25 protein-coding genes are annotated in these 25,020 nt (G+C 56.1%); 10 read left to right on the top strand and 15 right to left on the bottom strand.

The window, feature by feature from the left end; all coding sequences use genetic code 11:
• The first annotated feature begins 68 nt into the window (after positions 1–68).
• Positions 69–1,022, top strand: coding sequence for an HTH-type transcriptional regulator MetR (gene metR / locus ACE38U_RS20800; RefSeq protein WP_038476846.1), 954 nt, complete (start codon positions 69–71; stop codon positions 1,020–1,022).
• Here metR and ACE38U_RS20795 read toward each other — a convergent pair.
• The 3 genes from ACE38U_RS20795 to pldB all read right to left on the bottom strand — a co-directional run bounded on the left by ACE38U_RS20795 (position 910) and on the right by pldB (position 3,748).
• Positions 910–1,809: a carboxylate/amino acid/amine transporter gene (locus ACE38U_RS20795; protein WP_071842955.1), complete on the bottom strand. Its 900-nt coding sequence runs from the start codon at positions 1,807–1,809 to the stop codon at positions 910–912. The two genes, metR and ACE38U_RS20795, sit on opposite strands and share 113 nt — an antisense overlap.
• A gap of 112 nt (positions 1,810–1,921) precedes the next feature.
• The gene (gene yigL, locus ACE38U_RS20790) at positions 1,922–2,728 is read right to left on the bottom strand and encodes a sugar/pyridoxal phosphate phosphatase YigL (RefSeq protein WP_038476852.1); all 807 of its coding nucleotides are present in this window, start codon (positions 2,726–2,728) and stop codon (positions 1,922–1,924) included.
• A 9-nt stretch (positions 2,729–2,737) separates the two neighbouring features.
• A complete protein-coding gene (gene pldB / locus ACE38U_RS20785) occupies positions 2,738–3,748 on the bottom strand; it encodes a lysophospholipase L2 (RefSeq protein ID WP_375530468.1) in 1,011 nt (336 codons plus the stop codon).
• A gap of 100 nt (positions 3,749–3,848) precedes the next feature.
• Between pldB and rhtB the strand changes: the two genes are divergently transcribed.
• Entirely contained in the window at positions 3,849–4,469 is a 621-nt protein-coding gene (rhtB, locus tag ACE38U_RS20780; protein ID WP_008455495.1) for a homoserine/homoserine lactone efflux protein, read from the top strand.
• Here rhtB and rhtC read toward each other — a convergent pair whose 3' ends face one another.
• The 3 genes from rhtC to pldA form a co-directional block, all read right to left on the bottom strand.
• Positions 4,470–5,090 (bottom strand): threonine export protein RhtC, encoded by a 621-nt coding sequence (rhtC, locus tag ACE38U_RS20775; RefSeq protein ID WP_038476855.1) that lies wholly within the window; start codon positions 5,088–5,090, stop codon positions 4,470–4,472.
• A gap of 64 nt (positions 5,091–5,154) precedes the next feature.
• Positions 5,155–6,984 (bottom strand): ATP-dependent DNA helicase RecQ, encoded by a 1,830-nt coding sequence (recQ, locus tag ACE38U_RS20770; protein WP_176981786.1) that lies wholly within the window; start codon positions 6,982–6,984, stop codon positions 5,155–5,157.
• A 63-nt stretch (positions 6,985–7,047) separates the two neighbouring features.
• Complete coding sequence (gene pldA / locus ACE38U_RS20765) at positions 7,048–7,914, bottom strand: phospholipase A (RefSeq protein WP_375530467.1); 867 nt, start codon at positions 7,912–7,914, stop codon at positions 7,048–7,050.
• 169 nt (positions 7,915–8,083) lie between these two features.
• Between pldA and yigI the strand changes: the two genes are divergently transcribed.
• Entirely contained in the window at positions 8,084–8,554 is a 471-nt protein-coding gene (gene yigI, locus ACE38U_RS20760; RefSeq protein WP_038476864.1) for an acyl-CoA thioesterase YigI, read from the top strand.
• 52 nt (positions 8,555–8,606) lie between these two features.
• On the top strand, positions 8,607–9,509 hold the full coding sequence (gene rarD, locus ACE38U_RS20755) for an EamA family transporter RarD (protein WP_375530466.1): 903 nt from the start codon (positions 8,607–8,609) through the stop codon (positions 9,507–9,509).
• 33 nt (positions 9,510–9,542) lie between these two features.
• On the opposite strand, the gene corA is transcribed toward rarD, so the two are convergent.
• The 8 genes from corA to lptM all read right to left on the bottom strand — a co-directional run bounded on the left by corA (position 9,543) and on the right by lptM (position 16,485).
• Complete coding sequence (corA, locus tag ACE38U_RS20750) at positions 9,543–10,493, bottom strand: magnesium/cobalt transporter CorA (RefSeq protein ID WP_038476870.1); 951 nt, start codon at positions 10,491–10,493, stop codon at positions 9,543–9,545.
• 165 nt (positions 10,494–10,658) lie between these two features.
• Entirely contained in the window at positions 10,659–10,715 is a 57-nt protein-coding gene (ysgD, locus tag ACE38U_RS20745) for a YsgD/CorL family protein (RefSeq protein WP_353591484.1), read from the bottom strand.
• A 149-nt stretch (positions 10,716–10,864) separates the two neighbouring features.
• Positions 10,865–13,027, bottom strand: coding sequence for a DNA helicase II (uvrD, locus tag ACE38U_RS20740; RefSeq protein ID WP_176981788.1), 2,163 nt, complete (start codon positions 13,025–13,027; stop codon positions 10,865–10,867).
• A gap of 69 nt (positions 13,028–13,096) precedes the next feature.
• A complete protein-coding gene (gene yigB / locus ACE38U_RS20735; RefSeq protein WP_375530465.1) occupies positions 13,097–13,813 on the bottom strand; it encodes a 5-amino-6-(5-phospho-D-ribitylamino)uracil phosphatase YigB in 717 nt (238 codons plus the stop codon).
• A complete protein-coding gene (gene xerC / locus ACE38U_RS20730; RefSeq protein WP_038476879.1) occupies positions 13,813–14,718 on the bottom strand; it encodes a tyrosine recombinase XerC in 906 nt (301 codons plus the stop codon). Before xerC ends, yigB begins: the two co-directional genes overlap by 1 nt.
• The gene (locus tag ACE38U_RS20725; protein ID WP_038476882.1) at positions 14,715–15,419 is read right to left on the bottom strand and encodes a DUF484 domain-containing protein; all 705 of its coding nucleotides are present in this window, start codon (positions 15,417–15,419) and stop codon (positions 14,715–14,717) included. The genes xerC and ACE38U_RS20725 overlap by 4 nt, the downstream gene beginning before the upstream one ends.
• Positions 15,416–16,240, bottom strand: coding sequence for a diaminopimelate epimerase (dapF, locus tag ACE38U_RS20720; RefSeq protein WP_038476885.1), 825 nt, complete (start codon positions 16,238–16,240; stop codon positions 15,416–15,418). Before dapF ends, ACE38U_RS20725 begins: the two co-directional genes overlap by 4 nt.
• A 38-nt stretch (positions 16,241–16,278) precedes the next feature.
• The gene (gene lptM / locus ACE38U_RS20715; RefSeq protein WP_038476888.1) at positions 16,279–16,485 is read right to left on the bottom strand and encodes an LPS translocon maturation chaperone LptM; all 207 of its coding nucleotides are present in this window, start codon (positions 16,483–16,485) and stop codon (positions 16,279–16,281) included.
• 224 nt (positions 16,486–16,709) lie between these two features.
• Here lptM and ACE38U_RS20710 point away from each other — a divergent pair, with 224 nt between their 5' ends.
• Both ACE38U_RS20710 and cyaY read left to right on the top strand, forming a co-directional pair.
• Positions 16,710–17,069, top strand: a complete 360-nt coding sequence (locus tag ACE38U_RS20710; RefSeq protein WP_038483034.1) for a DUF2620 family protein — start codon at positions 16,710–16,712, stop codon at positions 17,067–17,069.
• Positions 17,070–17,132: 63 nt separating this feature from the next.
• Entirely contained in the window at positions 17,133–17,453 is a 321-nt protein-coding gene (gene cyaY, locus ACE38U_RS20705) for an iron donor protein CyaY (RefSeq protein WP_038476891.1), read from the top strand.
• On the opposite strand, the gene cyaA is transcribed toward cyaY, so the two are convergent.
• The gene (gene cyaA, locus ACE38U_RS20700; protein WP_038476894.1) at positions 17,454–20,003 is read right to left on the bottom strand and encodes a class I adenylate cyclase; all 2,550 of its coding nucleotides are present in this window, start codon (positions 20,001–20,003) and stop codon (positions 17,454–17,456) included.
• Between the two features lie 287 nt (positions 20,004–20,290).
• On the opposite strand from cyaA, the gene hemC reads away from it, so the two are divergent.
• Genes hemC through hemY form a run of 4 tightly spaced genes read left to right on the top strand, consistent with a single transcriptional unit; the run spans position 20,291 to position 24,377 of the window.
• The gene (gene hemC / locus ACE38U_RS20695; protein WP_375530464.1) at positions 20,291–21,232 is read left to right on the top strand and encodes a hydroxymethylbilane synthase; all 942 of its coding nucleotides are present in this window, start codon (positions 20,291–20,293) and stop codon (positions 21,230–21,232) included.
• Positions 21,229–21,975 (top strand): uroporphyrinogen-III synthase, encoded by a 747-nt coding sequence (hemD, locus tag ACE38U_RS20690; RefSeq protein WP_176981793.1) that lies wholly within the window; start codon positions 21,229–21,231, stop codon positions 21,973–21,975. The genes hemC and hemD overlap by 4 nt, the downstream gene beginning before the upstream one ends.
• A gap of 18 nt (positions 21,976–21,993) precedes the next feature.
• Positions 21,994–23,178: a uroporphyrinogen-III C-methyltransferase gene (gene hemX, locus ACE38U_RS20685; protein WP_038476903.1), complete on the top strand. Its 1,185-nt coding sequence runs from the start codon at positions 21,994–21,996 to the stop codon at positions 23,176–23,178.
• 2 nt (positions 23,179–23,180) lie between these two features.
• Positions 23,181–24,377, top strand: a complete 1,197-nt coding sequence (gene hemY, locus ACE38U_RS20680) for a protoheme IX biogenesis protein HemY (RefSeq protein ID WP_038476905.1) — start codon at positions 23,181–23,183, stop codon at positions 24,375–24,377.
• Positions 24,378–25,020: the final 643 nt, after the last annotated feature.

Here is a 25,020-nt window from a genome sequence, read left to right as displayed (position 1 = left end):
CTTCTATAATCCGCAGGTACTGTATATTCCTCAAGCGCAATTTGTTCATGCCGAAGTGAAGGACTTTCATGATCGAGATTAAACACCTGCGGACGCTGCAAGCGTTACGACACAGCGGTTCGCTGGCCGCCGCCGCCGCCGCACTGCATCAGACCCAGTCGGCCCTATCCCACCAGTTCAGCGATCTGGAGCAACGGCTTGGCTTCCGCCTGTTTATCCGTAAAAGTCAGCCGCTTCGCTTCACGCCACAGGGGGAGATCCTGCTGCAGCTTGCCGAACAGGTATTACCGCAGATTGGCCGCGCGCTGCAGGCCTGCAATGAGCCGCACCAGACCCGGCTGCGTATTGCGATTGAGTGTCATAGCTGCATTCAGTGGCTGACGCCTGCCCTGGAAACCTTCCGCCAGCACTGGCCGCAGGTGGAGATGGACTTTAAATCCGGCGTTACGTTTGATCCGCAGCCTGCGCTGCAGCAGGGCGAGCTGGATATCGTTCTGACATCAGATATTTTGCCGCGCAGCGGGCTACATTATTCACCGATGTTTGATTTTGAAGTGCGCCTGGTGATGGCGACCGACCACCCACTGGCGAAGAAAGAGAGCATTAAGCCTGATGACCTGGCGCTTGAAACGCTGCTTATCTACCCGGTACAGCGTGAACGCATGGATATCTGGCGTCATTTCCTGCAGCCCGCAGGAGTGAGCCCGTCGCTGAAAAACGTCGATAACACGCTGCTGCTGATTCAGATGGTGTCGGCACGGATGGGGATTGCCGCTCTGCCGCACTGGGTGGTGGAAAGCTTTGAGCACCAGGGCCTGATTGTTACCAGAACCCTGGGCGAAGGTTTATGGAGCCGCCTGTACGCCGCGGTACGTGACGGCGAACAGCGCCAGCCGGTGACCGAAGCGTTTATTCGCTCGACGCGCCAGCATGCCTGCGACCATTTACCGTTTGTGAAGAACGCGGAGCGACCCATCGGCGATGTACCCACAGCGAGGCCATTATCACCGTTCCCCCAATGATAAAGCTCGGCCAGTGGGGCTGCTCCTGCCAGATGGCAAGATTCACCAGCAGCCCGGCCGGGACATGCACGTTGTTCATGATGCCGAGCGTGCCGGCGTCCACCTGAGTTGCGCCGTAGTTCCACATAAAATAACCCAGCCCGGAAGCGACCACGCCAAGCCAGACCAGAATCCCCCACTGTAGCGTGGTGGTGGGCAATTTCTGCGGATTGCCCAGCGCAAACCAGGCAACAACGGCGACGATAAACGCCCCCAGATAGAACCACGAAAACGCGCAGTGCTGCGGCATCGGGTGAGTTTCCATCAGACGCTTGTAGCCCACCATGCCGATGGCAAAGCAGATATTAGCGCCCTGCACCAGCAGCAGGCCTATCCAGAAGTGATCGCTCACTTTGTCGTAGCGAATAATCGCCGCCCCGATAACCGCCAGTCCCGCGCTCAACGCATAGCCCCAGCGCAGTTTATTGCCGCTCAGCAGATCATAGATAAGCGTGACGTACAGCGGCGTCATCACCGTGAAAAGCAGGAATTCGGAAACCGTGAGGTAGAGATAGGCGCGGAAGCTGAACAGGTACATCACGCCGAGCTGCAGCGCCCCCACCAGCATATACAGCAGCAGGGTTTTTAGCCGGTATCCCTTGAAGCGCAGGAACGGCAGAAACACCAGCGCGGCCAGGCCGATCCGCATCAGCACCGAGAAATAGCTGTCCACATGCCCGGCAAGGTATTCCCCAATCAGGCTAAAAGAGAAGGCCCACAGAATCGTGGTAATGATGAGTAATGGCACAATGAGCGGTCCGTAACGAACAAGATTGCGCCATTGTACTCAGAGGGCGTTACATCGGCTTAACTATTTAGTTGACGAGTGATTATTAATAAACCACTCGTCATTGTGCCTGTTATTCAGCCTTAAGGAACAACTTGCGAAGGTAGTGCGGCACGGCGTTATCGCCGTTGGTACCAATCACCTCAAGCTCCGGCAGCAGGTCTTTCAGGCGCTGGTGAGCGTTGCCCATGATGCAGCCCTTGCCGGCCATGCTTAGCATTTCTGCGTCGTTCATGCCGTCGCCGAAGGCGATGCACTCTTTCAGGCTGTAGCCCATGGCTTTCGAGACCGCTTCCAGTGCGTGCCCTTTGGACACGCCGCCCGCCATCACTTCCAGGCAGGTAAGCGTGGAGAAGCTCACGTTGACGCGATCCCCCCAGCGGGCGTTGATCGCCTGCTCCAGCGGCAGCAACGTATCGTGATCGTCACAGGTGAAGAACACCTTGCTGACGCCATCCGCTTCAAGCAGGCCTGGCTCAAACAGGGTGTAGCTAAATTTGGCTTCCTGGAAATACTTCATCTCTTCCGGGCGATGGCGGTTCATAAACCACTCGTCGCCCTTATAGACGTTGGTCACGATATCCGGGCTGTTATGCACCACGCCAAACAGATCCTGGGCAATGTCATGGTCGAGATCGTGAGAGAAGAACAGATTGCCGTCGGTATCGTGCACGCGCGCCCCGTTAGAGGTGATCATGTACGCCTTGATCTCAAGGTTATCGCGGATTTGCGCCACGTCGATATGGTGACGACCGGTAGCAAAAACAAAGTTAACGCCTTCGGCTGTGAGCAGTTTTAACGTTTCTTTCGCGTAAGCGGAGAGGAAATGATCGGGAGATAGCAAGGTGCCATCTAAATCTGAAGCAACGACGTGGTACATAGAGATCCTCTAAAGAGATATATTCAATGAATTATGCCGGTCGAAAAATTCAAGCACGGCAGACAATGCTCTGGCTCGCATAGCGTCCTTCTCAAACAGGATCTCGTGATACGCGCCTTCAATGACGTAAGGTGTTTCCCCCTCACAAGGGTGGCCCGCCGCGGCCATAATTTCGCAGAATCGCTGGTGCGCGCGGTTATCAACCACTCGCTCCTCTTCTGCCTGGAGTAAAAAGATCGGCGTGGTGATGGCAGTGGCTCCTGCTAACACCTTTTCTCCGGCGAGGATCCCTTCGCGTACCCAATGGAACGTTGGCCCACCCACCCGTAATGCTGGCTCATCAGCATAAAAACGCAGGCTGCGGCGGTAGCGCTCTTCACTGTGGGTCAAAACGTTAACGCTAAACGGCAACGCGCGCCAGCGGCCTGTCCCTATGGCGTATCCTTCCCGAATACGTGGATGCCCTTCTGCCCAGTCAAGAATGTGGCGCACCATCCATTCCGGCCAGCGCAGCGTAATGCCGAACATCGGCGCGCAAAGCGCAACCGCGTTAAAAGCATCAGGTGCTTGCTGTAGCCATAATGCGGCAATAGCGCCGCCCATCGAATGGGCCAGCAGATAGCGTTTACGCCAGTGCCCCGACGCCACTTCCTGCTGGTAAAAGTGGTCAAAATCTTCGACATAGTCGCTAAAATTGACGACGTGCCCACGGTGAGAATCCGACAGCATCCGCCCTGAACGGCCCTGCCCGCGGTGGTCAATTATCAGGACATCAAACCCGCTATAAAACAGGTCATAGGCCAGCTCAGCATATTTCACGTAGCTTTCTATTCTGCCGGGGCAGACAACAATCACGCGATCGTGCTGCGGCGAACAGAAACGAACGTAGCGAACCGGCACGGCATCCACGCCGGTAAATTCGCGCTCTTCCCGCCTGCGCCAGAAGTCCGTTAGCGGACCCGTGGCAAAAGCAGCAAATGCGCCTTCCCGTTCTAACCATTCATTTTTATGCTGAGACATAGGGGTCGGCATCAGGTATCTGTGGTTTTTTTATGGCCCGTGGCACGCTTATCAACAATAGCGTATTGTGGCATAAAAGTGCGCGTTCAGGGAGTTTCGCATGACCTTCGAGTGGTGGTTTACCTATCTGCTAACCACAATAATTCTTAGCCTTTCACCCGGGTCCGGAGCCATTAATACCATGACCACCGCCATTAGCCACGGCTATCGCGGCGCGGCGGCTTCGATTACCGGGCTGCAAACCGGGCTGGCGCTGCATATTGTGCTGGTCGGCGTTGGCCTTGGGGCGCTGTTCTCGCGTTCGCTGCTGGCCTTCGAAGTGCTGAAATGGGCGGGTGTCGCCTATCTTATCTGGCTGGGGATCCAGCAATGGAGAGCGGCCGGAGCGCTGGATTTGAATACTCTGGCAACCACCCAACCGCGCAGTAAACTGTTTAAGCGGGCGGTGTTCGTTAACCTGACCAACCCCAAGAGCATCGTGTTTCTCGCCGCCCTGTTCCCGCAGTTTATCGTGCCTCACCAGCCTCAGGCGATGCAGTACGTGGTGCTCGGCGTAACAACGGTGGTGGTGGATATCATCGTAATGATTGGCTATGCAACTCTGGCAAAACGCATTGCCGCCTGGATTAAGGGGCCGCGCCAGATGAAGGCGTTGAACCGGGTCTTCGGTTCGCTGTTTATGCTGGTTGGCGCGCTACTTGCCGGAGCGCGCCAGGCCTGATTATCGGGAGATGATCAGGTGAATACCAAAACCGGTGAACAGAGCGCCCGCCATACCGTCGATCCATTTGGCGAGGCGCTGATAGCCGCGACGCATTTTCGGTAAAGCAAACAGGCTCGCCACAATCGTGAACCAGGCGAAAGTTTCAATCGCGATCAGTACGAACAGGCCCCAGCGCTCAGCGCTGCCCACGTCGTCGCCAACAAACAGCGAGAACACGCTGCCGAAGTAGATAATCGCTTTCGGGTTTGCCAGGTTCGTCAGCAGCCCTTTCACAAAGCTCTTCCCGCCGCTCGCCAGCTCAACTTTCGGGGCTTCTTCGCCTTTAGCTTCTTTCTTGAATGCGCCGCGCAGCATCTGATAGCCCATCCAGCACAGATACAGGCCGCCGCCGACCATAATGATGTTATGCAGCCAGGCCATTTTTTCGAGGATCAGGTGCAGGCCAAGCAGCGCTACGCCCGCCCAAACCATAACGCCAGCGGTAATGCCCAACACGCCCATCATCGCCTCTTTACGAGAGCGGCTTACGGCTGTCTGGGAAACAAAGAAAAAGTCAGGACCCGGGCTCATCAGGGCAACGATGTGCACCAGCGCCACGGTCAGGAATAGCATTAACATAGGGAATAGCTCGCGTGCAGATAATTTGAAGAGTCATTATCCTGCCACTTTTCATCGCGGCAGGCTACTCTTCATCCACACCGTCGACATGGTCGCGAATCATCGTCATGAACGGGCGGCCAAACCGCTCCAGCTTGCGCGTGCCCACGCCGTTAATCCCCAGCATTTCACCCGGCGACAGCGGCATCTGCTCGGCCATTTCAATCAGCGTGGCATCGTTGAACACCACGTAAGGTGGAATGTTTTCTTCGTCAGCGATGGACTTGCGCAGCTTCCTGAGTTTGGCGAACAGTTTGCGATCGTAATTGCCGCCAAAAACTTTCTGGCTGGCGCGCGGCTTAATAGCCACGACGCGCGGTACCGCCAGCATGAGCGGCTCTTCGCCACGCAGATAAGGACGCGCCGCTTCCGTAAGCTGGAGGGCCGAGTGTGCGGCAATATTTTGCGTCACCACGCCAAGGTGAATGAGCTGGCGAATCACGCTGACCCAATGCTCGGTGGTGTGCTCGCGGCCTTCACCGTAAATCTTCAGCTTGTCATGGCCGAGGTCGCGAATACGCTGATTATTAGAACCGCGCAGCACTTCAACCACGTAGCCCATACCAAAACGCTGGCCGACGCGGTAAATGCATGAAAGTGCTTTTTGTGCATCCATCAGCCCGTCATAGCGACGAGGCGGATCGAGACAAATATCGCAGTTGCCGCATGCCTGCTGCCGGCCTTCGCCGAAATAGTTGAGCAGCACCAGACGGCGGCAGGTTTGCGCTTCGGCAAACGCTCCCATGGCATTGAGCTTGTGGCGCTCGATGTCCTGCAGTTGCCCCGGCGCTTTCTCTTCGAGGCATTTGCGTAGCCAGGCCATATCCGCCGGATCGTAAAACAGCATCGCTTCTGCAGGCAGGCCGTCGCGCCCGGCACGGCCGGTTTCCTGGTAATAAGATTCGATGTTGCGCGGGATATCGAAGTGGGCGACAAAACGCACGTTCGGCTTGTTAATACCCATGCCAAACGCGACGGTTGCCACCACAATTTGCAGGTCATCGCGCTGGAATTTTTCCTGTACGTCACCGCGCACCTGATGCTCCAGGCCCGCGTGGTAAGCGCCGGCGCTGATGCCTTTGCTTTGCAGGCGGGCGGCGATGTCTTCAACCTTTGCCCGGCTGTTGCAGTAGATAATCCCGGATTTACCGCGCTGTTCCTGAATGTAGCGGGTGAGCTGATCGAGCGGCTTAAACTTCTCCATCAGCATGTAGCGAATATTCGGCCGGTCAAAACTGCTGATTTGTATAAACGGATCGTTAAGCCCCAGCAGGCGAACAATATCAAGCCGCGTGGTGTCGTCAGCCGTTGCCGTTAATGCCACAAAGGGGACGGCAGGCAGCCGTTCGCGAAGCTGGCCAAGAGCGGCATATTCCGGGCGGAAGTCATGCCCCCACTGCGAAATACAGTGCGCTTCATCCACCGCAACCATAGAAAGCTGCCAGTGGCTGAGGTGGTCGATGAAGTTATCCATCATCAGGCGTTCAGGCGCGATATACAGCAGGCGGATTTGCCCGGTACGGCAGCCGGTCATCACTTCCATCTGCTGTTCGCGGGTCTGGGTCGAGTTAAGGCAGGCGGCAGCCACGCCGTTCGCCAGCAGCTGATCCACCTGGTCTTTCATCAGGGATATCAGCGGGGAGACCACCACGGTCAGGCCGCCGAACACCAGCGCAGGAATTTGATAACACAGCGATTTACCACCGCCTGTCGGCATCACCACCAGGCAGTCACGCCCCTCCAGCACCGTATCGATGATGGTTTCCTGGCCCGGACGGAACTGTTGGTACCCGAAGGTTTCCTGCAGAACCTGCCTCGCCAGCGACGCCTGATTGATTACTTCCGCCTGTGCCACGCTATCCCCACTACCTAAAATCCAGGCGCCATTTTCAGCGCCTGGAAGAGAAACTGCAATGCTTTAGAAAAGATCGTTTAGCATAACGCCTACGCCAACTCGTGTCTGGTTAAAGTTGTAATCGATGAGCGATTCGCCGTAGCCGCTGTAGACCTGGGTGTAGAAGCGAACGTTTTTCGAGATCGGATAGCTCACGCCAAACTCTGCCCCGCCGTAGCCGCTGTTCCAGTTATACTGCCCCTTCACGCTGAATATCGCCTCGCCCAGCGCGTAGCCTACTTTGAGCTGGTAGTAGCCCATGTATTTGGCGATATCCGGGTTATCTTCAACGCTCCCAACCACATACCAGGGTTTCACCTCAACCTGCCAGTTTCCGTTCTGCGCCATCAGGCGGGTGTAAAGGCGGTTCCAGCCGCGAGAAGTCGGGTCAGAGCGACCGTTCGAATCATGGTTATAGCCAAACTCGACGTCCCTTAGCGTCCAGCCAGCAAACGTGGTGTCCGTTGCAAAGCCGAGGAACAGCTGAGGCTCATAGTTGGTTTCACGAAACGGTGAGGATTCATTGCGATTAGAAAGTTGCCACCAGGATTTCTGAGTGTAGGAAGCGCCCAGCACCGAGTTATCCCCCAGAATGCCGCGCCACAGCGGGAACGCCAGGCTTAGCTGGAACTTCACTTCATCTTTGCGGGCATTGTGCGCCCAGTCATAAGAGCTAATCGCCTCTTTGTTCATATCGCTGGTCCAGGTGTACAACAGGTAGTTTGTTTCGTACGGGTACAGCGTGAACGGGTTGTCATGTTCCTGCAGCAGGTTGGCAATAATACTGCCGTGCACGGCCGGCTTGTCGTGGATCTTATCGATAGTCGCTTCTTGTGCGAAGGCGGTCAAAGGCAGCATCGCAGCCATTCCCCACCCCAGAGGTTTCAGCATTGGTCCCGTTCTCCATAACAAAATAAGTTTCAAAATATTTATCGCCGATCATTCTACAGCGGGATGCCCTAAAGCGCGTCCCTTCGGTTCCTAAAGTGGAAAGCAACAATTGAGAAGCATAAACTACACATCTTGTTAACTTATCCGTTATTTGTTCGAGGAATGAACCATGTCTTCCCCTGTTCTGACCACAGAAGCCGCCCTCAAGCTGGTGGGCGAAATCTTCGTGTATCACATGCCTTTTAACCGTGCACTAGGCCTGGAACTGGACCGATACGACAAAGCCTTTGCCCAGCTGAGCTTTAATAATCAGCCAATGATGGTGGGAAACTGGGCACAAAGTATTTTGCATGGCGGCGTTATCGCCTCCGCGCTGGACGTTGCGGCAGGCCTGGTCTGCGTGGGCAGCACGCTGACGCGCCATGACACCATCACCGAAGACGAGCTGCGCCAGCGCCTGTCAAAAATGGGCACCATCGATTTGCGCGTTGATTATCTGCGTCCCGGTCGAGGAGAACGCTTCACGGCCAGCAGCAGCCTCCTGCGTGCCGGGAATAAAGTCGCGGTGGCTCGCGTGGAGCTGCATAACCAGGATCAGCTGCACATCGCCAGCGCGACGGCTACCTACATGGTAGGGTAAGGATGTAAACCCTGTTATTATTTGCTCACTATTTTTTTGCTGAGTTTTCTTCATGGATCCGAAACAGACGCGTCAGGGAGTCATGCTTGCCCTGACGGCCTATTTTATCTGGGGCATCGCGCCGGTATATTTCAAACTTATTCACTACGTACCGGCCACCGAAATCCTGACCCACCGCGTTATCTGGTCGTTCTTCTTTATGCTGGCGCTGATCACCGTCTGCCGCCAGTGGCCGCAGGTAAAACGCTCCTGCCAGAACCGTAAAAAAATCCTCGCGTTGGCGTTAAGCGCCGTGCTGATTGGCGGTAACTGGCTGCTTTATATCTGGGCGGTCAATAATCACCACATGCTGGAAGCCAGCCTGGGCTACTTCATCAACCCTTTGGTCAACGTTGTGCTGGGCATGCTGTTTTTAGCCGAGCGCTTCCGCCGTATGCAGTGGGTTGCCGTATTGCTGGCGGCCTGCGGCGTGCTGGTGCAGCTGTGGACTTTTGGCTCGCTGCCGATAATCGGCCTGGGCCTCGCCTTCAGCTTTGCTTTCTACGGTCTGATCCGCAAAAAAATTGCCGTAGATGCACAGACCGGGATGCTGTTTGAAACGCTGTGGCTGCTGCCGATTGCGGGCATTTATCTGTTTGGCATCGCCGACAGCGCCACCAGCCATATGGGCATGAACCCGTGGTCGCTGAACCTGATGCTTATCGCTGCAGGCGTGATTACCACCGTGCCGCTGCTCTGTTTTACGGCCGCCGCGACGCGTCTGCGCCTGTCAACGCTGGGTTTCTTCCAGTATCTGGGGCCAACGCTGATGTTCCTGCTGGCGGTGACGTTCTATGACGAAGTGGTGACAGAAGATAAGCTGATCACTTTTGGCTTTATCTGGGCGGCGCTGGCGCTGTTTATCGCCGACGCGATTTACACTCAGCGGCGCACCAAAGCCCTGTCGGCGAAGTAGACGTAAAAAAGGAGCCTTTCGGCTCCTTTTCTCTTACAACCAGTTTTTGCGCTTAAAGTAGAGATAAGGCGCCAAGCCGGCGAGCATCATAAAGATAATCGCGCCGGGGTAGCCAAAACTCCACTTCAGCTCAGGCATAAACTCGAAGTTCATCCCGTAGCTGGACGCCACCAGCGTCGGCGGCAGGAAGACAACCGAGACCACCGAGAAGATCTTGATGATGCGGTTCTGCTCGATGTTGATAAAGCCCATCGCCGCCTGCATCAGGAAGTTAACCTTCTGGAACAGCGATTCGTTATGCGGCAGCAGGGATTCGATATCTCGCAGAATTTCGCGAGCCTGTTCCAGCTGGCTGCCCGGCAAACGCGCTTTGCGCACGAGGAAGTTAAGCGCGCGCTGGGTATCCATCAGGCACAGGCGAACTTTCCAGCCGATATCTTCCAGCTCTGCCAGCGTCGAAAGCGCGGCATCGTATTCGTCGCCCTGATGCCCTTCCATGATCACCCGGCTGAGCTGCTCCAGGTCGCTATAGATGTTTTCGATTTCATCCGCCAGCTGTTCGATTTTGGTTTCAAACAGGTCCAGCAGCAGTTCCCACGCGTTACCGTCCACCATCGACTGATTACGGGCACGCATACGATAGAGGCGAAATGCCGGCAGTTCGCGTTCACGCAGCGTATAAAGGCGGCCTTCACGAATCGTAAAAGCGACCGTGCTGTTGCCCGCGTGATCGTCCGCATCTTCAAAGAAGAAAAAGGAGTGGATGTGAAGGCCGTCTTCGTCCTCGAAGAAACGCGCGGACGCCTCGATGTCTTCCAGCTCTGGTCGGGTTGCCAGGCTTTGGCCAAGTTCCGTTTGCACACGCTCTCGCTCGCTCTCTTCCGGCTCGACGAGATCGACCCATACCGAGTTGGCAAGGGTATCCGTCTCGTCCAGCTCAAGGCGGGCAAGGCGATTATTTTCCAGTTGAAATGCGCTCAGCATGACCGGGACTCCCAATGCAAAAAAAGATCAGGGACAATTCGGTTGGCACACAGACAGAAACAATAGAGGTTTCAGACCATTAAACAGTCTGACTCAAGGGGCGACGGAATGAAAATACACGAGGTCGCTGACAACCACGAAGGCTATCAGCATTAGAGGATAGCCTTAGAAGTTGTACCTGGATGACAGGTTATTGAGCCAGCATCTACTGGGTGTGTCCAAGGCGAGTGTCCTCTTAGCGTATTCGTGCGCGCATGTTACGCCACCACCAATATGGCGTCAACACGCAACGGGACACGGCTGAACAAGTTCATACCAGTGACATATTAAGGGTAGCGTACACGCAGAAAATAGCGATTATTTTCTGTAGCTTACACTGTTTCTAAGCGAGCGTAAGCGGCAACCAGCCACTTAATTCCCTGCCCCTGGAACGCCACCTGCAGACGGCTGTGCTCGCCGCTGCCTTCCAGATTCACAATGGTGCCTTCGCCAAATTTCGGATGACGTACGCGCTGCCCCAGGCTAAACCCCGAATCGTTCTGCGCAATCGGCGTGCCCATACGCTGATGGCTGACCGGGCGGCTGATGCTGGCGCGCAGACGCACCTCTTCCACACAGTTTTCCGGCAGCTCGCCGATAAAGCGCGAGGGGCGATGGTAGGCTTCTTTGCCGTACAGGCGACGTGTTTCCGCGTAGGTCAGCGTCAGCTTCTGCATCGCCCGGGTTACGCCGACGTAGGCCAGACGGCGTTCTTCTTCCAGGCGCCCGCCCTCGTCGAGGGACATCTGGCTCGGGAACATGCCCTCTTCCATTCCCACGATAAACACCTGCGGGAATTCGAGGCCTTTCGCCGAGTGCAGGGTCATCAGCTGCACCGCATCCTGCCAGGTGTCCGCCTGCCCTTCACCCGCTTCCAGCGCGGCGTGGGAGAGAAACGCCTGCAGCGGCATTAAATCTTCATCTTCGTCGTTGTAGCTGAACTGGCGCGTTGCCGTTACCAGTTCCTCTAAGTTCTCAATGCGGGTCTGGCCTTTCTCGCCTTTTTCCTGCTCATACATCATGAACAGCCCGGAATCTTTAATCACCCGGTCGGTCTGGACATGCAGCGGCATATCCGCCGTTTCATGGGCGAGCGCATCAATCAGCTCCATAAAGCGCTGCAGGGCCGAAGCTGCACGACCGGCCAGCGCTTTTTCCTGCAGCAGCAGGCGGCAAGATTGCCACAGCGTTAGTTGCTGGTCGCGGGCAGTCTGGCGTACCACGTCAAGCGTGCGATCGCCGATACCGCGGGTTGGCGTATTCACCACACGCTCAAAGGCAGCATCGTCGTTGCGGTTGGCCATCAGGCGCAAATAGGAGAGCGCATCTTTGATTTCCTGGCGTTCAAAGAAGCGCATCCCGCCGTAGATACGGTAAGGCATGCTTCCCTGCAGCAGCGCCTCCTCCAGCACTCGCGACTGGGCGTTACTGCGGTACAGAATGGCGCACTGCTCCAGCGCGCCGCCGTTTTCCTGCCAGGTTTTAATACGGTTGACCACGAAGCGGGCTTCGTCCAGCTCGTTGAACGCACAATAGATTGAGATAGGCTCGCCGTCGCTGCCGTCGGTCCACAGCTCTTTGCCGAGTCGGCCGGAGTTATTGGCGATCAGGGCGTTGGCCGCATTCAGAATGTTGTTCGTCGAGCGGTAGTTTTGCTCCAGACGGATAGTTTGCGCCCCCGGGAAGTCATTCAGGAAGCGCTGGATATTTTCTACCTGAGCGCCACGCCAGCCGTAGATCGACTGGTCATCATCGCCCACGATCATCACTTTGCCGGTATCTCCGGCCAGCAGGCGTATCCACGCATACTGGATGCTGTTGGTATCCTGGAATTCGTCCACCAGGATATTGGTGAAGCGCTCGCGGTAATGATTCAGGATGTGCGGCTTGTTCAGCCACAGCTCGTGGGCGCGCAGCAGCAGCTCGGCAAAGTCCACCAGCCCGGCGCGGTCACAGGCTTCCTGATAGGCCTGGTAAACCTTCTGCCAGGTTTGCTCCACCGGATTACCGTAGCTTTCTACGTGGTGCGGACGCAGCCCTTCATCTTTTTTACCGTTGATGTACCACATCGCCTGGCGCGCAGGCCACTGCTTATCATCCAGGTTCATGGCTTTAATCAGGCGCTTAAGCAGGCGCAGCTGATCTTCGCTGTCGAGGATCTGGAAGTCCTGCGGCAGGTTTGCATCCATGTGGTGAGCGCGCAGCAGACGGTGCGCAAGGCCGTGGAAGGTGCCGACCCACATGCCGCCCTGGCTGGTGCCCATCAGTTGGCCAATACGGTGGCGCATTTCCGCCGCCGCTTTGTTGGTAAAGGTCACCGCCATGATGGAGTAAGGCGAGCAGTTTTCTACCGTCATCAGCCACGCAATGCGATGTACAAGCACGCGCGTCTTACCACTGCCTGCCCCGGCCAGCACCAGCATATTGCTGCGCGTGGCGGCAACCGCTTCGCGCTGTTTATCGTTGAGGCTGTCGAGCAGGTAAGAAACGTCCATTGGCACCGCCGAAAAAGAGAAAGAGTTGGCACAGCCAACCACTGGTGATTTATACAGAATTATTGTTGATTATATCAGCGCGGTCAGGGATGCCAACCGCGAAATCTCGAGATGCGGCAGCAAACGGCTGTCATCGATTTGCATCAGGTCGCCCTCACGCAGGTTAATCCAGCAGGCCTGCATACCGCAGCGCACCGCACCTGCTACGTCAGTAGTCAGGTCATCACCTACGTGCAGGATTTGCTCCAGCGGAACGCCTAAGCGCTCGGCAGCGGTATGGTACATATCGCTGAAGGGTTTAGCGCGACCATCTGGCCCGGCGCGAAGAATAAATTCAAAGTAGTTATCCAGCCCAAACAGGTGCGGCTCTGCGTTACCGTTGGTGATTGCCACCAGCGGCCATTTCTTCGCAAGCTTTGCCAGCGTGTCGTGCGTTTCCTGCGGCACGTCGATGCGGCTACGCCACTGAGCAAAGTTTTCCATCGCCGCGTCGGCACCGGAAAAAGCCTCTTCAGGGCTAAGCCCGGCATCCAGCATCATCTGCTCGACGGCACGACGGCGCCATTCGGTAACGTCATGATAGATTTCCGGCTCTTTCAGGCGTAGCGCTTCCCGGCTGCGGTGGAAGTCCCGTGCGGTAAAGGCGCTAAGCTTCGGATGATAGCTCTGCACAAAGGCCAGAGACTCCTGAGTGGTACGCATAATCACCGGATGGTTATCATAAAGCGTATCGTCGAGGTCGAAGGTCAGGGCGGCAATTTGCCCGAGTGGGCGGTAAAAATGCATTACGATTTCCCCCGTTTGGCGCGTGGATGCGCGGCATCATACACCGAGGCTAAATGTTGAAAGTCGAGATGGGTATAAATTTGGGTGGTGGAAAGATTGGCGTGCCCGAGCAGCTCCTGAACGGCGCGCAAATCGCCGCTGGACTCCAGCATATGCGTGGCAAAAGAGTGGCGCAGTTTATGCGGATGTACGTGGCTGCTTAACCCTTGCCTGATGCCCCACTCAGCAAACCGCTTTTGCACGTTGCGGGCGGATATTCGTTTGCCCGTCTTCGCCAGGAAGAGCGCATCATCGTCCGGGCCAAACAGCTCACGCAGATCCAGCCAGTGCTCAACCCAGGTGACCGCACTGCGCCCAACGGGTACGCGGCGCTCTTTGCTGCCCTTCCCCATCACCCAGACTTCACCGGTCGAAAGATCGAGGTGGCCACAGTTCATGTTCACCAGTTCTGAAAGACGCAGGCCTGCGCCGTACATGACTTCCAGCATCGCACGGTCACGTACCGCCAGCGGATCGTTCAGATCGATGTCCAGCAGATGGTTTACATCATCGACTTCAATGTTCTTCGGCAGGTGACGACCAGCTTTTGGCGTAGTGATGCCTTTGGCCGGATTCGCCTTTAGCTCTCCCTGGCCGATCATCCAGTCAAAAAAGCTGCGCAGTGCTGAAAGTCTTAGCGCCAGGCTGGAGGCCTGCAGGCCAGCTCTGCGGCTACGCACGGCCAGAGAACGCACGGCGGCGGCGTCGCATTGCTGCCAGCCGCTGAGCTTCATCTCTTCGGCAATGTGGATAATCGCCGTGAGCTGGCGCCGGTAGTTCAGGAGAGTGAGCGGGCTGAGCTGGCGCTCAACCTTCAGATATCGAAGAAAGCCATCAACGTGAGAGGTTAATACGGAAGCGGTCATGCACGCTCAACCCAGCGCTCCAGCAGATCGGGCAGCATCAGCGCAAGCTCGTGCAGCAGCTGAGTGCCCTGCCCCTGCTGATAGTGTTGCGGGTCGCGGCTGCTAAACAGCAGAACGCCAAGATCGCCGTCGTTGCCCATCAGCGACATAGCAACGGAACCAATCGCTTTCGCCTGCGGCAAGACCAGCAACAGCTCCGGGCCATTGAGTGGGCCAAGATAGTGCTGGCTTTCGCCAAGGCGCTGAATGCGCAGCGGCTCAAAGGCCTGACGATTCAATGCCAGATGGGTAAAGTCCGAGGGAGCGCCGATGCGCCAGCGGTCGGCAAAAAGCCGGACATTCGCCCCCGCCAGCCCGATTTCCCGCGCCCAGCGGTGCAGCCGGTTCAGCATCTCCTGCAGGCTGGAAGCCGAGGCCAGCCGGCCCTGAAGCTTCAGCAGCCGGTAGAACAGGCCTTCGTTGGCGCTCGCCTGCTCCATCAACAACGTCATGTTCTCTTCGAGGTTGTTGATATGGTTACGACTGCGGGCCATATGCCATTCCACCAGCGAAACGGTGCCGCGAACCGGGTGAGGAACCTGCATGCTCTCCACCTGGTGGGCATTGCGAATAAAGAAATCGGGGTTGCGCTGTAAGTATTCGGCAACGGCGAGATCGTTAAGCTCAAGAAGGGCTTCTTGCTGTTCCTCGGCATTCTTCATAGATGTATAAATCCATCATAGACGTGGGCCGCCGGGCCGGTCATATACAGCGGTGAACCGGGCCCTTTCCAGGCGATATCAAGGCGACCGCCGGGCAGTTCAACCCGCACCTGCTCCGCCAGTAATCCTTGCTGAATGCCAACCGCCACTGCACCACAGGCGCCGCTGCCGCAGGCCTGGGTTTCACCCGCGCCGCGCTCATAAACGCGCAGTCGGATGTGTTCGCGGCTTACCACCTGCATAAAGCCGATGTTGGCACGTTCCGGGAAGCGCTCATGGCCTTCCATCACCGGTCCCAAAGTCTCTACCGCGGCGGTTTCGATGTCATCGACCTGAATCACGCAGTGCGGGTTACCCATTGAAACCACGCCGCACATAATGGTTTGTTCGGCGGCACGCATAATATAGGTCTTTTCCGCTTTGTTTGCCCGGAACGGTACCTGAGAAGGTTCGAAGTTCGGCTCGCCCATGTTGACGCGCACCGTTTCATCTTCCGTGACGCTCAGAACCATTCGGCCATTGGCGGTGCTGACGCGAATTTCACGCTTATTGGTCAGCCCTTTCAGGCGCACAAAGCGGGCAAAACAGCGTGCGCCGTTGCCACACTGGGAAACTTCACTGCCGTCGGCGTTAAAGATCCGGTAATGGAAGTCGAGATCGGGATCGTACGGTGGCTCAACGATCAGCAGCTGATCGAAACCCACGCCATGATGACGATCCGCCAGGCGCCGGATCAGCTCCGGAGAGAAATAAACATTCTGCGTCACCGCGTCGACGACCATAAAGTCATTACCGAGGCCATGCATTTTAGAGAACTGCATCTTCTGCTCCATTAGCGCGGTTACAAAGCACGGTTTAGCTAGTAAACAACCTGAGTCGGTGCGTCATCAATGCCGCGACTGTTGCGGACCGGTGCCGTCTGGACAGGTTTTTCAGGGGTTGCGCTATGGGTCGTCGGCGTCGCTTTTTTATCGGCCGGAGGGAAATAAAGAGGCCCCTTCAGGCCACAGCCGGTAAGGCTTACAAGCGTCAGTGCCAAAGCTAGAGGGCAGAAAATCTTCTTCATTATCGGGTAGCCTGTGATTCACTATTCTGCCGTCTATCATCGCAGGTGAACCCTGAAAAGCAATACTCTTCGTTACCCAGACCGCTGAAAATAGCCTTCCCGCAAACCAGGCAAGAAAATAATCTCTGGTTTACGCTACTTATGGGGCCTCCGTTCGGAAAATGCCGGGCGCCGCCTCCTCACTGCTCCAGGCTGATGCTGTTGTCTTTCATGAGGTAACGCAGATGAAACGGATTGGTATTACGGGTCTTGAACGTGAAGCAATGCAGAATTTAATCGAACGGGCTGCGCCCGGCAGGTTTACCACTCAGTTGGTGAGCGACATTGATGCAGCAAATTACGTTAAGCGAGGCGAACTTCATTACACTATCGGCGCATTTAAGTCGGGCATTGGTCCCGCGCTGGACGTTGCTGTAGCCGTACTCGGCCCGGAAAAATGCTGTACCGTGACGCGCCCCGGCTCCCCTGCTAGAGAGGAACAAATCGCCCGCTGGGTGCGGGACGGGAAAGTCGCCTTCGGCATCGCTATTGAAAACGCGCCGCACGCCGTTCCTTTGCTAGTGCACTATCTGGATGATGCCTGAGCGGCAGTTTCTAATTGACGGCGATGCTTTTATACTGCCCTGAAATCTCAACAGGAAGCAGACATGAACGACAGCGAATTCCACCTTTTAGCCGATAACCTGTGGCGTACTATCGAAGAGCGCCTGGATGACTGGGACGGCGATAGCGATCTTGACTGTGAGATCAACGGCGGCGTGCTGACCATCAGCTTTGAAAACGGCAGCAAAATCATCATCAATCGCCAGGAGCCGTTACACCAGGTGTGGCTGGCAACCAAAAGCGGCGGTTATCACTTCAACCTGAAAGGTGACGAGTGGATTTGTGACCGTAGCGGCGCAGAGTTTTGGCAATTGCTGGAAGAAGCCAGCACGCAGCAGGCGGGTGAAGCGGTTAGCTTTCGCTGATTATTGCTGATACTGCTGCAGCAGCGGCGCTGAGTTATCGTCCGGATTGACCGGCGCGGCTGTTGCCATTGACTGGGTGCGGAACGGAATGACCTGCATCCGGCCATCAACCTTCACAATCTGATAGAACTGCGGCAGGTTGAAGTTAATGAAGCTTGAGCCGTAGGTAAAGCGATCGTGGGACGAGGAGTAGAAGCGGCTAACGTCGCGCACCAGCTCTTCTTTGCTGCCTTCGCAGTGGTGATAAACCTCGGCGCGGTTGCTCTCATCCAGTATATAGATGTTGAAGCCCTGATCTTCGCTGGCCTCTTCAAAGAAGAACTGAATAATCCCTTCACTGGCAAAGCCATCCACCACCGCCGGCAGTTGAACCTGGTTGGTGCCTACCTGCACCGACAGGCCGTGCAGCTTGTTGTGCGAAATCGCGCCATAGAACTCAACGGCGTTTTCCAGCTTCTGCACGGAGACGTTCAGCCGCTCAAAGAACAGGCCCCAGGTCTGGCCGGAAACGCGCAGCGCTTTGAAGCGGCCCGGTTCCTGACGCGTGCTGGAAAGGCGGAATTCGATGCATTCAGACACCAGCTGCTGCACGCGAGTACGAATCAGGCCGCGCAGATGCTGGCTATAGCAGAAGACCTCGACGCTATCCGGCGGGGCTGCATCCTGGTGCATTTTACCGAGAATGGTTTTTAACGCTTCGATCATCGCCTGCTCGCCGTTGAAGTGCAGGGTACGCACCTCATTCCACGAGTTGCGGTACAGCAGATCAACGCTGCCAATCAGGCACTGCTGCTGCTCACCGAAGCTGAACACGTCCAGCTTGCGGAAGTCGAAGTGTACCACCTGATTGCGGAAGGCCGCCGTCGGGTCGTACTCGAGGTTGACGATAATCGCCAGATGGCGAATCTCGCACGGGCTGTACAACGCTTTCGGCGTTGGGGCCGGGAGACGCAGCGGGAAGTGATGGGAAACATCCGCCACCATTTCCTGCAGCTTAGGTAAGTCACAAATGCCGTTGCCCTTAATAAACAGGCGGGTACGCGAGGTCAGCAGGCCGTTAAAGTACGCCCATGCCACCAGCTTATTAAGATAACGGTTATATTCCAGCGGTTGATGGCTGACGATGGAGTCCATGTTTGGCGCGCGATTGTAGAGATACCAGCCGGAGCGGTTGGCTCGGCCAGGCGGCACATGGATAAAGGTCAGGTTCGGTTCAGAGAGATCCGGGGAAATTTGCGGGTTAACGAGCGTGACTTTGCCCGGCAACGCTTCAAACGCGGCGTACAACTTACGCGTTAACACGCCGATGTCCTGCGGGCTGGCCGAAACGCTAAGGTTGTTGCGGCGCGCAAAGCGGATCAGGTTGCGGTAGCTCTGCATCATCGCATCGAGCAGCTCGTTATGCGCTTCGCGTACCTGGTCGATTTTCCAGTTCGCCCGGTTATCCAGCATCGCAAGGCGGCTATCGTCCCAGCCCCAGCTTTTCACCATCTGGCTCAACACTTCACGACGCCAGCCAACACAGGTGCGCTCACGCGAGAGTTTTTCACAGACCTTCAGGTAGAAACAGCGGCGAACCAGGTCCAGGCGCGCATGATCTTCAATTTGCGTCAGGTACTCGGTAACGCGCTCCAGCATCATGCAGTACGGGTCGAGACCAAAAGAGACTATCTCGCCGTCGTGCAGGCGCTGCTTGATATCTTTAGCCAGCAGGCGGGTGTTCGGGTATTCCCAGGAGTAGGCTTCCAGCAACAGCGTTTTCAGCACCGCCTTATACGGCGAATCGATGCTTTTATACAGCTGCCACAGGCTGGCACCAAAGTACTCTTCGGCGGACAGGGAGCTTAAGCCACCGAGATCCAGCCACTCGTTTGGCGTCAGCACGCCCTGAGCATAAAGGGTCATTACGTAATCGTCGTAATGCTCTTCTTCATCGCCCGGGACCATGTTCCACAGAATGCGTTTCCCGGCCAGACGCACGGCCGTACGGTAAAACTCGTCCAGCAGCAGGATGTGCTGGGTAGAACCGCAGTCTTCGCCGCCCAGGCTGCCGCTTTCGTTGTGGCGGAAGCGGTTTTCATCGATCAGGAAGAAGCTAACCTCGACGCCAAGGGACGCCGCCCAGCTTTCCAGCAGGCTGCATTTACGCTGCAGCAGCTGGCGCTCGTCATTATCGAGCCAGGACTGGTGACAAACCCAGATATCAAGGTCAGAAGAGCAGCTCTGCCCCACGGAGGAGGTGCTTCCCATAGAATAGAGGCCGGTGATCGGCAGTTCGCCCGCTGGCGTCTCCTGAGGCGGCATGCCGCGCTGCAGTTCGAGTTCGTCCAGGTAGTGGCGTTGGGTTTCATCAGGCGTGTAGATGCAAATGCCACAGGGAACGTTACCGTCAAGGTAACCTGGCATCAGCGGGTGATGATAATGTAATAACGTTGGCAGTAGACTGTAGACCTGTTGAAAGGCAGGCCCCATAGCAGCAAGCGCACGATCTACGCGCAGTTGGTTGATGGCATCCAGTCTCTGTTTAAGTGTCTCAATATAGAGGTACAAGACGTATCGCCTGATGGTTTCAGTATTACGAAAAAACCCGTTTCCTGGTTGTTGTCCCCATTATTATAAACGATCGGGACAGCAATTGCTGGAAACGTGATCAATTTAACACCTTGCCTGTTGACCGTAAAGAAAGATGCGCTACCAAAGTGGTAGAGACCCTGGCCACAGGCTGTTTCTTCCATAATACGAATCACGTCCCTCTGTTGCCGCAGAAACCGCCGAACCTGACAGCCTTCCGCTAAGAGTGGTAGGATGGTCGGTGGACGATAATTACGGTAACAAGCATGTTAGACAATATACTCAGAATTGCCACTCGCCAAAGTCCCCTTGCACTCTGGCAAGCACATTATGTTAAGCAGCGCCTGGAAGCCTTCCACCCGCAGCTCACCGTTGAGCTGGTGCCCATGGTCACGCGCGGCGACGTTTTGCTGGATACCCCGCTTGCCAAAGTCGGCGGTAAAGGACTGTTCGTTAAAGAGCTGGAGCTGGCAATGCTGGACGGGCGCGCGGACATCGCCGTGCACTCGCTTAAGGATGTCCCGGTGGAATTCCCTGAAGGTCTTGGGCTGGTCACCATCTGCGAGCGTGACGATCCCCGCGACGCCTTTGTCTCCAATCATTACCAAACGCTGGATGAGCTTCCGGCCGGCAGTATCGTGGGCACTTCAAGCCTGCGTCGCCAGTGCCAGATAGCCGAACAGCGCCCCGATTTAGTGATTCGCTCCCTGCGCGGCAATCTCGGTACCCGTTTGGGTAAGTTAGATAAGGGCGAATACGATGCCATTATTCTTGCCGTCGCCGGGCTAAACCGCCTTGAGATGCAGGATCGCATTCGCCACGCGCTGCCGCCGGAAGTGTCTCTGCCCGCCGTCGGTCAGGGCGCAGTTGGCATTGAATGCCGCCTGGACGATGAGCGCACCAAAGCGCTGCTGGCTCCGCTGAATCACCATGAAACCGCCATTCGCGTCAGCGCAGAACGCGCGATGAATATGCGCCTTGAAGGCGGCTGCCAGGTGCCAATCGGTAGCTATGCCGAGCTGAAAGATGATGAACTCTGGCTTCGCGCATTAGTCGGCGCGCCTGACGGTTCCGTGATGGTACGCGGCGAACGCCGTGGTAAACCGGAAGATGCCGTAGCCATGGGCGTTTCACTGGCGGAAGAGCTGCTGGATAACGGTGCTCGCGAGATCCTCGCCGACGTTTATGATGGAGATGCTCCCGCATGACGATCCTTGTCACCCGCCCCTCCCCTGCCGGGGAAGAGTTAGTGAGCCGTCTGCGCGCACTCGGGCAGGTGGCGTATAGCTTCCCGCTTATCGAGTTCTCGCCCGGTCGGCAGCTGTCACAGCTTCCGGCCCAGCTTGCGGCGCTTGCGCCCGGCGATCTGGTCTTTGTTCTTTCGCAGCACGTGATTGACTATGCCGCCCCTCTTTTGCGCCGCAGCGGCATCCCCTGGCCGGATAAACTAAGCTGGTTTGCCATAGGCCGGACAACCGCGCTGGCTTTTCATACCGTCAGCCATATTCCCGTTCGTTACCCACAAGATCGGGAAACCAGCGAAGTCTTGCTACAATTACCTGAATTACAGAATGTTGCCGGCAAACGCGCGTTAATTTTGCGTGGAAACGGCGGGCGTGAACTGCTGGGTGAAACGCTCGAGGCGCGAGGCGCTGAGGTCAGCTTCTGTGAGTGTTATCAGCGAAGCGCTATTATTTACGATGGAATAGAAGAAGCTAACCGCTGGCATGCGCGAGGGATCTCGACGCTGGTGGTCACCAGCGGTGAAATGCTGCAGCAGCTGTACACGCTAACGCCCGACTGGTATCGCGAAAACTGGCTACTTCGCTGCCGGTTGCTGGTTGTCAGCGAGCGCTTAGCGGACCTTGCCCGGGAAATGGGCTGGCAGAATATTCGGGTCGCCGCGAATGCGGACAATGACGCGCTGCTACGTGCGTTACAACACACCTAACAATAACAGGACGCCACAATGACGGAACAAAATAACTCCTCCGCCATGGTTGAGGAAACCACACCCGCGGTGGAGACGCCATCGCAGCCCGAGCCAGCGACGAAGAAAAATCGTTCCGGCGTGGCGGGTATCGCGCTGGGAGCGATTGCCATTGCGATTGCTCTGGCGTTAGGCGGCGGGCTTTATAGCTATGGCAAACATCAGGTATCAACCCAGACGGCGACCAGCGATGCGCTGGCTAATCAGCTGATTGCCCTGCAGAAGCAGCAGGAAACGCAGAAGAGCGAATTTGATGCCACGCTGAAACAGCAGGCTACCGCACTCAGCGATGCCAATAAGCAGCAGGCAGCCCTGGCGCACCAGTTAGATGAAGTGCAGCAAAAGGTCGCGACAATTTCCGGCAGTGACTCGAAAACCTGGCTGCTGGCACAGGCTGACTTCCTCGTGAAGCTTGCGGGCCGTAAGCTGTGGAGCGATCAGGACGTTACAACAGCCGCGGCGCTGTTAAAAAGCGCCGATGCCAGCCTGGCCGATATGAACGACCCGAGCCTAATCACCGCTCGCCGTGCGCTAACGGATGATATTTCAACGCTGTCTACGGTGACCCAGGTCGACTACGACGGGATTATTCTTAAGCTGAATCAGCTCTCTAACGGCCTGGATAACCTGCGTCTTGCCGATAACGACAGCGATGATTCACCGATGGATTCTGACAGCGGCGAGCTGTCAGGCACGATTACCGAATGGCGTCAGAACCTGGTGAAAAGCTGGCATAGCTTTATGGATAGCTTTATCACTATCCGCCGCCGCGATGAAACTGCAGTGCCGCTGCTGGCACCGAATCAGGATATTTACCTGCGCGAAAATATTCGCTCCCGCCTGCTGGTCGCCGCGCAGGCTGTACCACGCCATCAGGAAGATACCTACAAGCAGGCCCTGGACAATGTGTCTACCTGGGTGCGTGCCTATTACGATACGAATGATTCAGCCACCAAAGCATTCCTTGAAGAGCTTGATGGCCTGAGCCAGCAAAGCATCCATATGGATATCCCGCAAACGCTGCAAAGCCAGGCGCTGCTGGAAAAACTGATGCAAACCCGAGTACGCAATTTACTTGCCCAGCCGGCAAGCCCTGCGATCGATAACGCACAGCCAGAGGCAGCGCCAGCACAACCTGCGCCTGCCGCAGGCCAGGGGGAATAAGCATGATTAAAGTCTTATTGCTCTTCCTGCTGCTGATTGCAGGCATCGTTCTGGGCCCAATACTGGCAGGTCACCAGGGCTACGTGTTAATCCAGACCGACAACTACAACGTTGAAACCAGCGTAACCGGCCTGGTCATTATTCTGATCCTGACGATGGTGGTGCTGTTTGCTATCGAATGGGTATTGCGCCGTATTTTCCGTACCGGTGCCCGTACCCGCGGTTGGTTCCTGGGCCGCAAGCGCAGCCGTGCCCGTAAGCAAACTAAAGCCGCACTGCTAAAACTGGCCGAAGGCGATTATCAGCAGGTTGAGAAGCTGATGAGCAAGAATGCCGACCACGCTGAACAGCCGGTGGTGAACTATCTGCTTGCCGCAGAGGCAGCTCAACAGCGCGGCGATGAGATTCGCGCCAATCAGCATCTTGAGCGCGCGGCCGAACTGGCGGATAACGATCAGCTCCCGGTCGAAATCACACGCGTTCGTTTGCAGCTGGCACGTAATGAAAACCACGCGGCACGCCACGGCATTGATAAGCTTCTGGAGGTCGCACCTCGCCATCCTGAAGTCCTTCGTCTGGCCGAGCAGGCTTATTTGAGAACCGGCGCGTGGAGTTCGCTGCTGGATATTCTACCCGCAATGGAGAAAGTGCAGATCGGCGATGAAGCCCACCGTGAAGTACTCCAGCAGCAGGCCTGGATCGGGCTCATGGATCAGGCGATGGCCGATCAGGGCAACGATGGCCTGAAGGCCTGGTGGCGGAATCAAAGTCGGAAAACGCGTCACCAGACAACGCTGCAGGTGGCAATGGCCGAACATCTCATCGAGTGCGACGATCATGATGCCGCGCAGGAGATAATCATCGACGGGCTGAAGCGCCAGTACGACGATCGCCTGGTGTTATTGATGCCGCGCCTGAAGTCGGGTAATCCGGAGCAGTTAGAGAAAGTCCTGCGTCAGCAGATCAAAACTCAGGGCGATCGTCCTCTGCTGCAAAGCACGCTGGGACAGTTGCTGATGAAACATGGCGAATGGCAGCAGGCAAGCGACGCATTCCGTGAGGCCATTAAGCAACGTCCGGATGCTTATGATTACGCCTGGCTGGCAGATTCTCTCGATAAACTGCACAAGCCTGAAGAAGCGGCAACCATGCGCCGTGATGGCCTGCTGCTGACCCTGCAGAACAATTCCAATCCATAATTTAAGGCGGCATTCTGCCGCCTTCCCTTTCCTGCACGCAAAAAAAAACACCTGCCATAAGGCAGGTGTTAAAACAGGTCTGTTTGACAACTAAGTGGTGCTTCACTCAACGTTATGTCCATGGTGTTGGATGAGACCCCATCGGGGCGACATCTGTCGGTGGACGATAAGCACCGTAATCGGCTCTGCGTCATTCCTGGGTTTATGAAGCCTAAGCGAACATAAGAAGTGGAATGAGCATCTACGAATTTATTATTGCACAATGCATGCCAGGTTTGCATTTAGAAACTAAGCCAACCGCTAATATTAGTAGTTTCATAGTATTAGCATAACCGAAGTAACCCTTTCAGATGCCCCGGCATTCCCTTCATCACGAAAAGCTTTTGTCTCCTTAAGGAGACGAGTTAGCGCTTTATTTATAAATTACTTTAAAAACAAAGAACTATATGTCTCCATTTAGAGACATGAAATGACCCTCCTGTCGTGTCTGGGCGACAGTAACGACAGATAGCAACATCAAGGCTCAAAAGGCAGGGTTGGGGTATCTGGCATTAATGAGGGCGGGGGGATGGGTAGAACGCGAAAAAGCAAAAAGACCAGCTCGAAAGCTGGCCTTTTCTAAAGTGGTCGGCGAGAGAGGATT

The organism is Cedecea selenatireducens (assembly GCF_042138895.1).
Lineage (GTDB): Bacteria > Pseudomonadota > Gammaproteobacteria > Enterobacterales > Enterobacteriaceae > Cedecea > Cedecea selenatireducens.
This window is presented reverse-complemented; position numbering and strand designations above follow the sequence as displayed.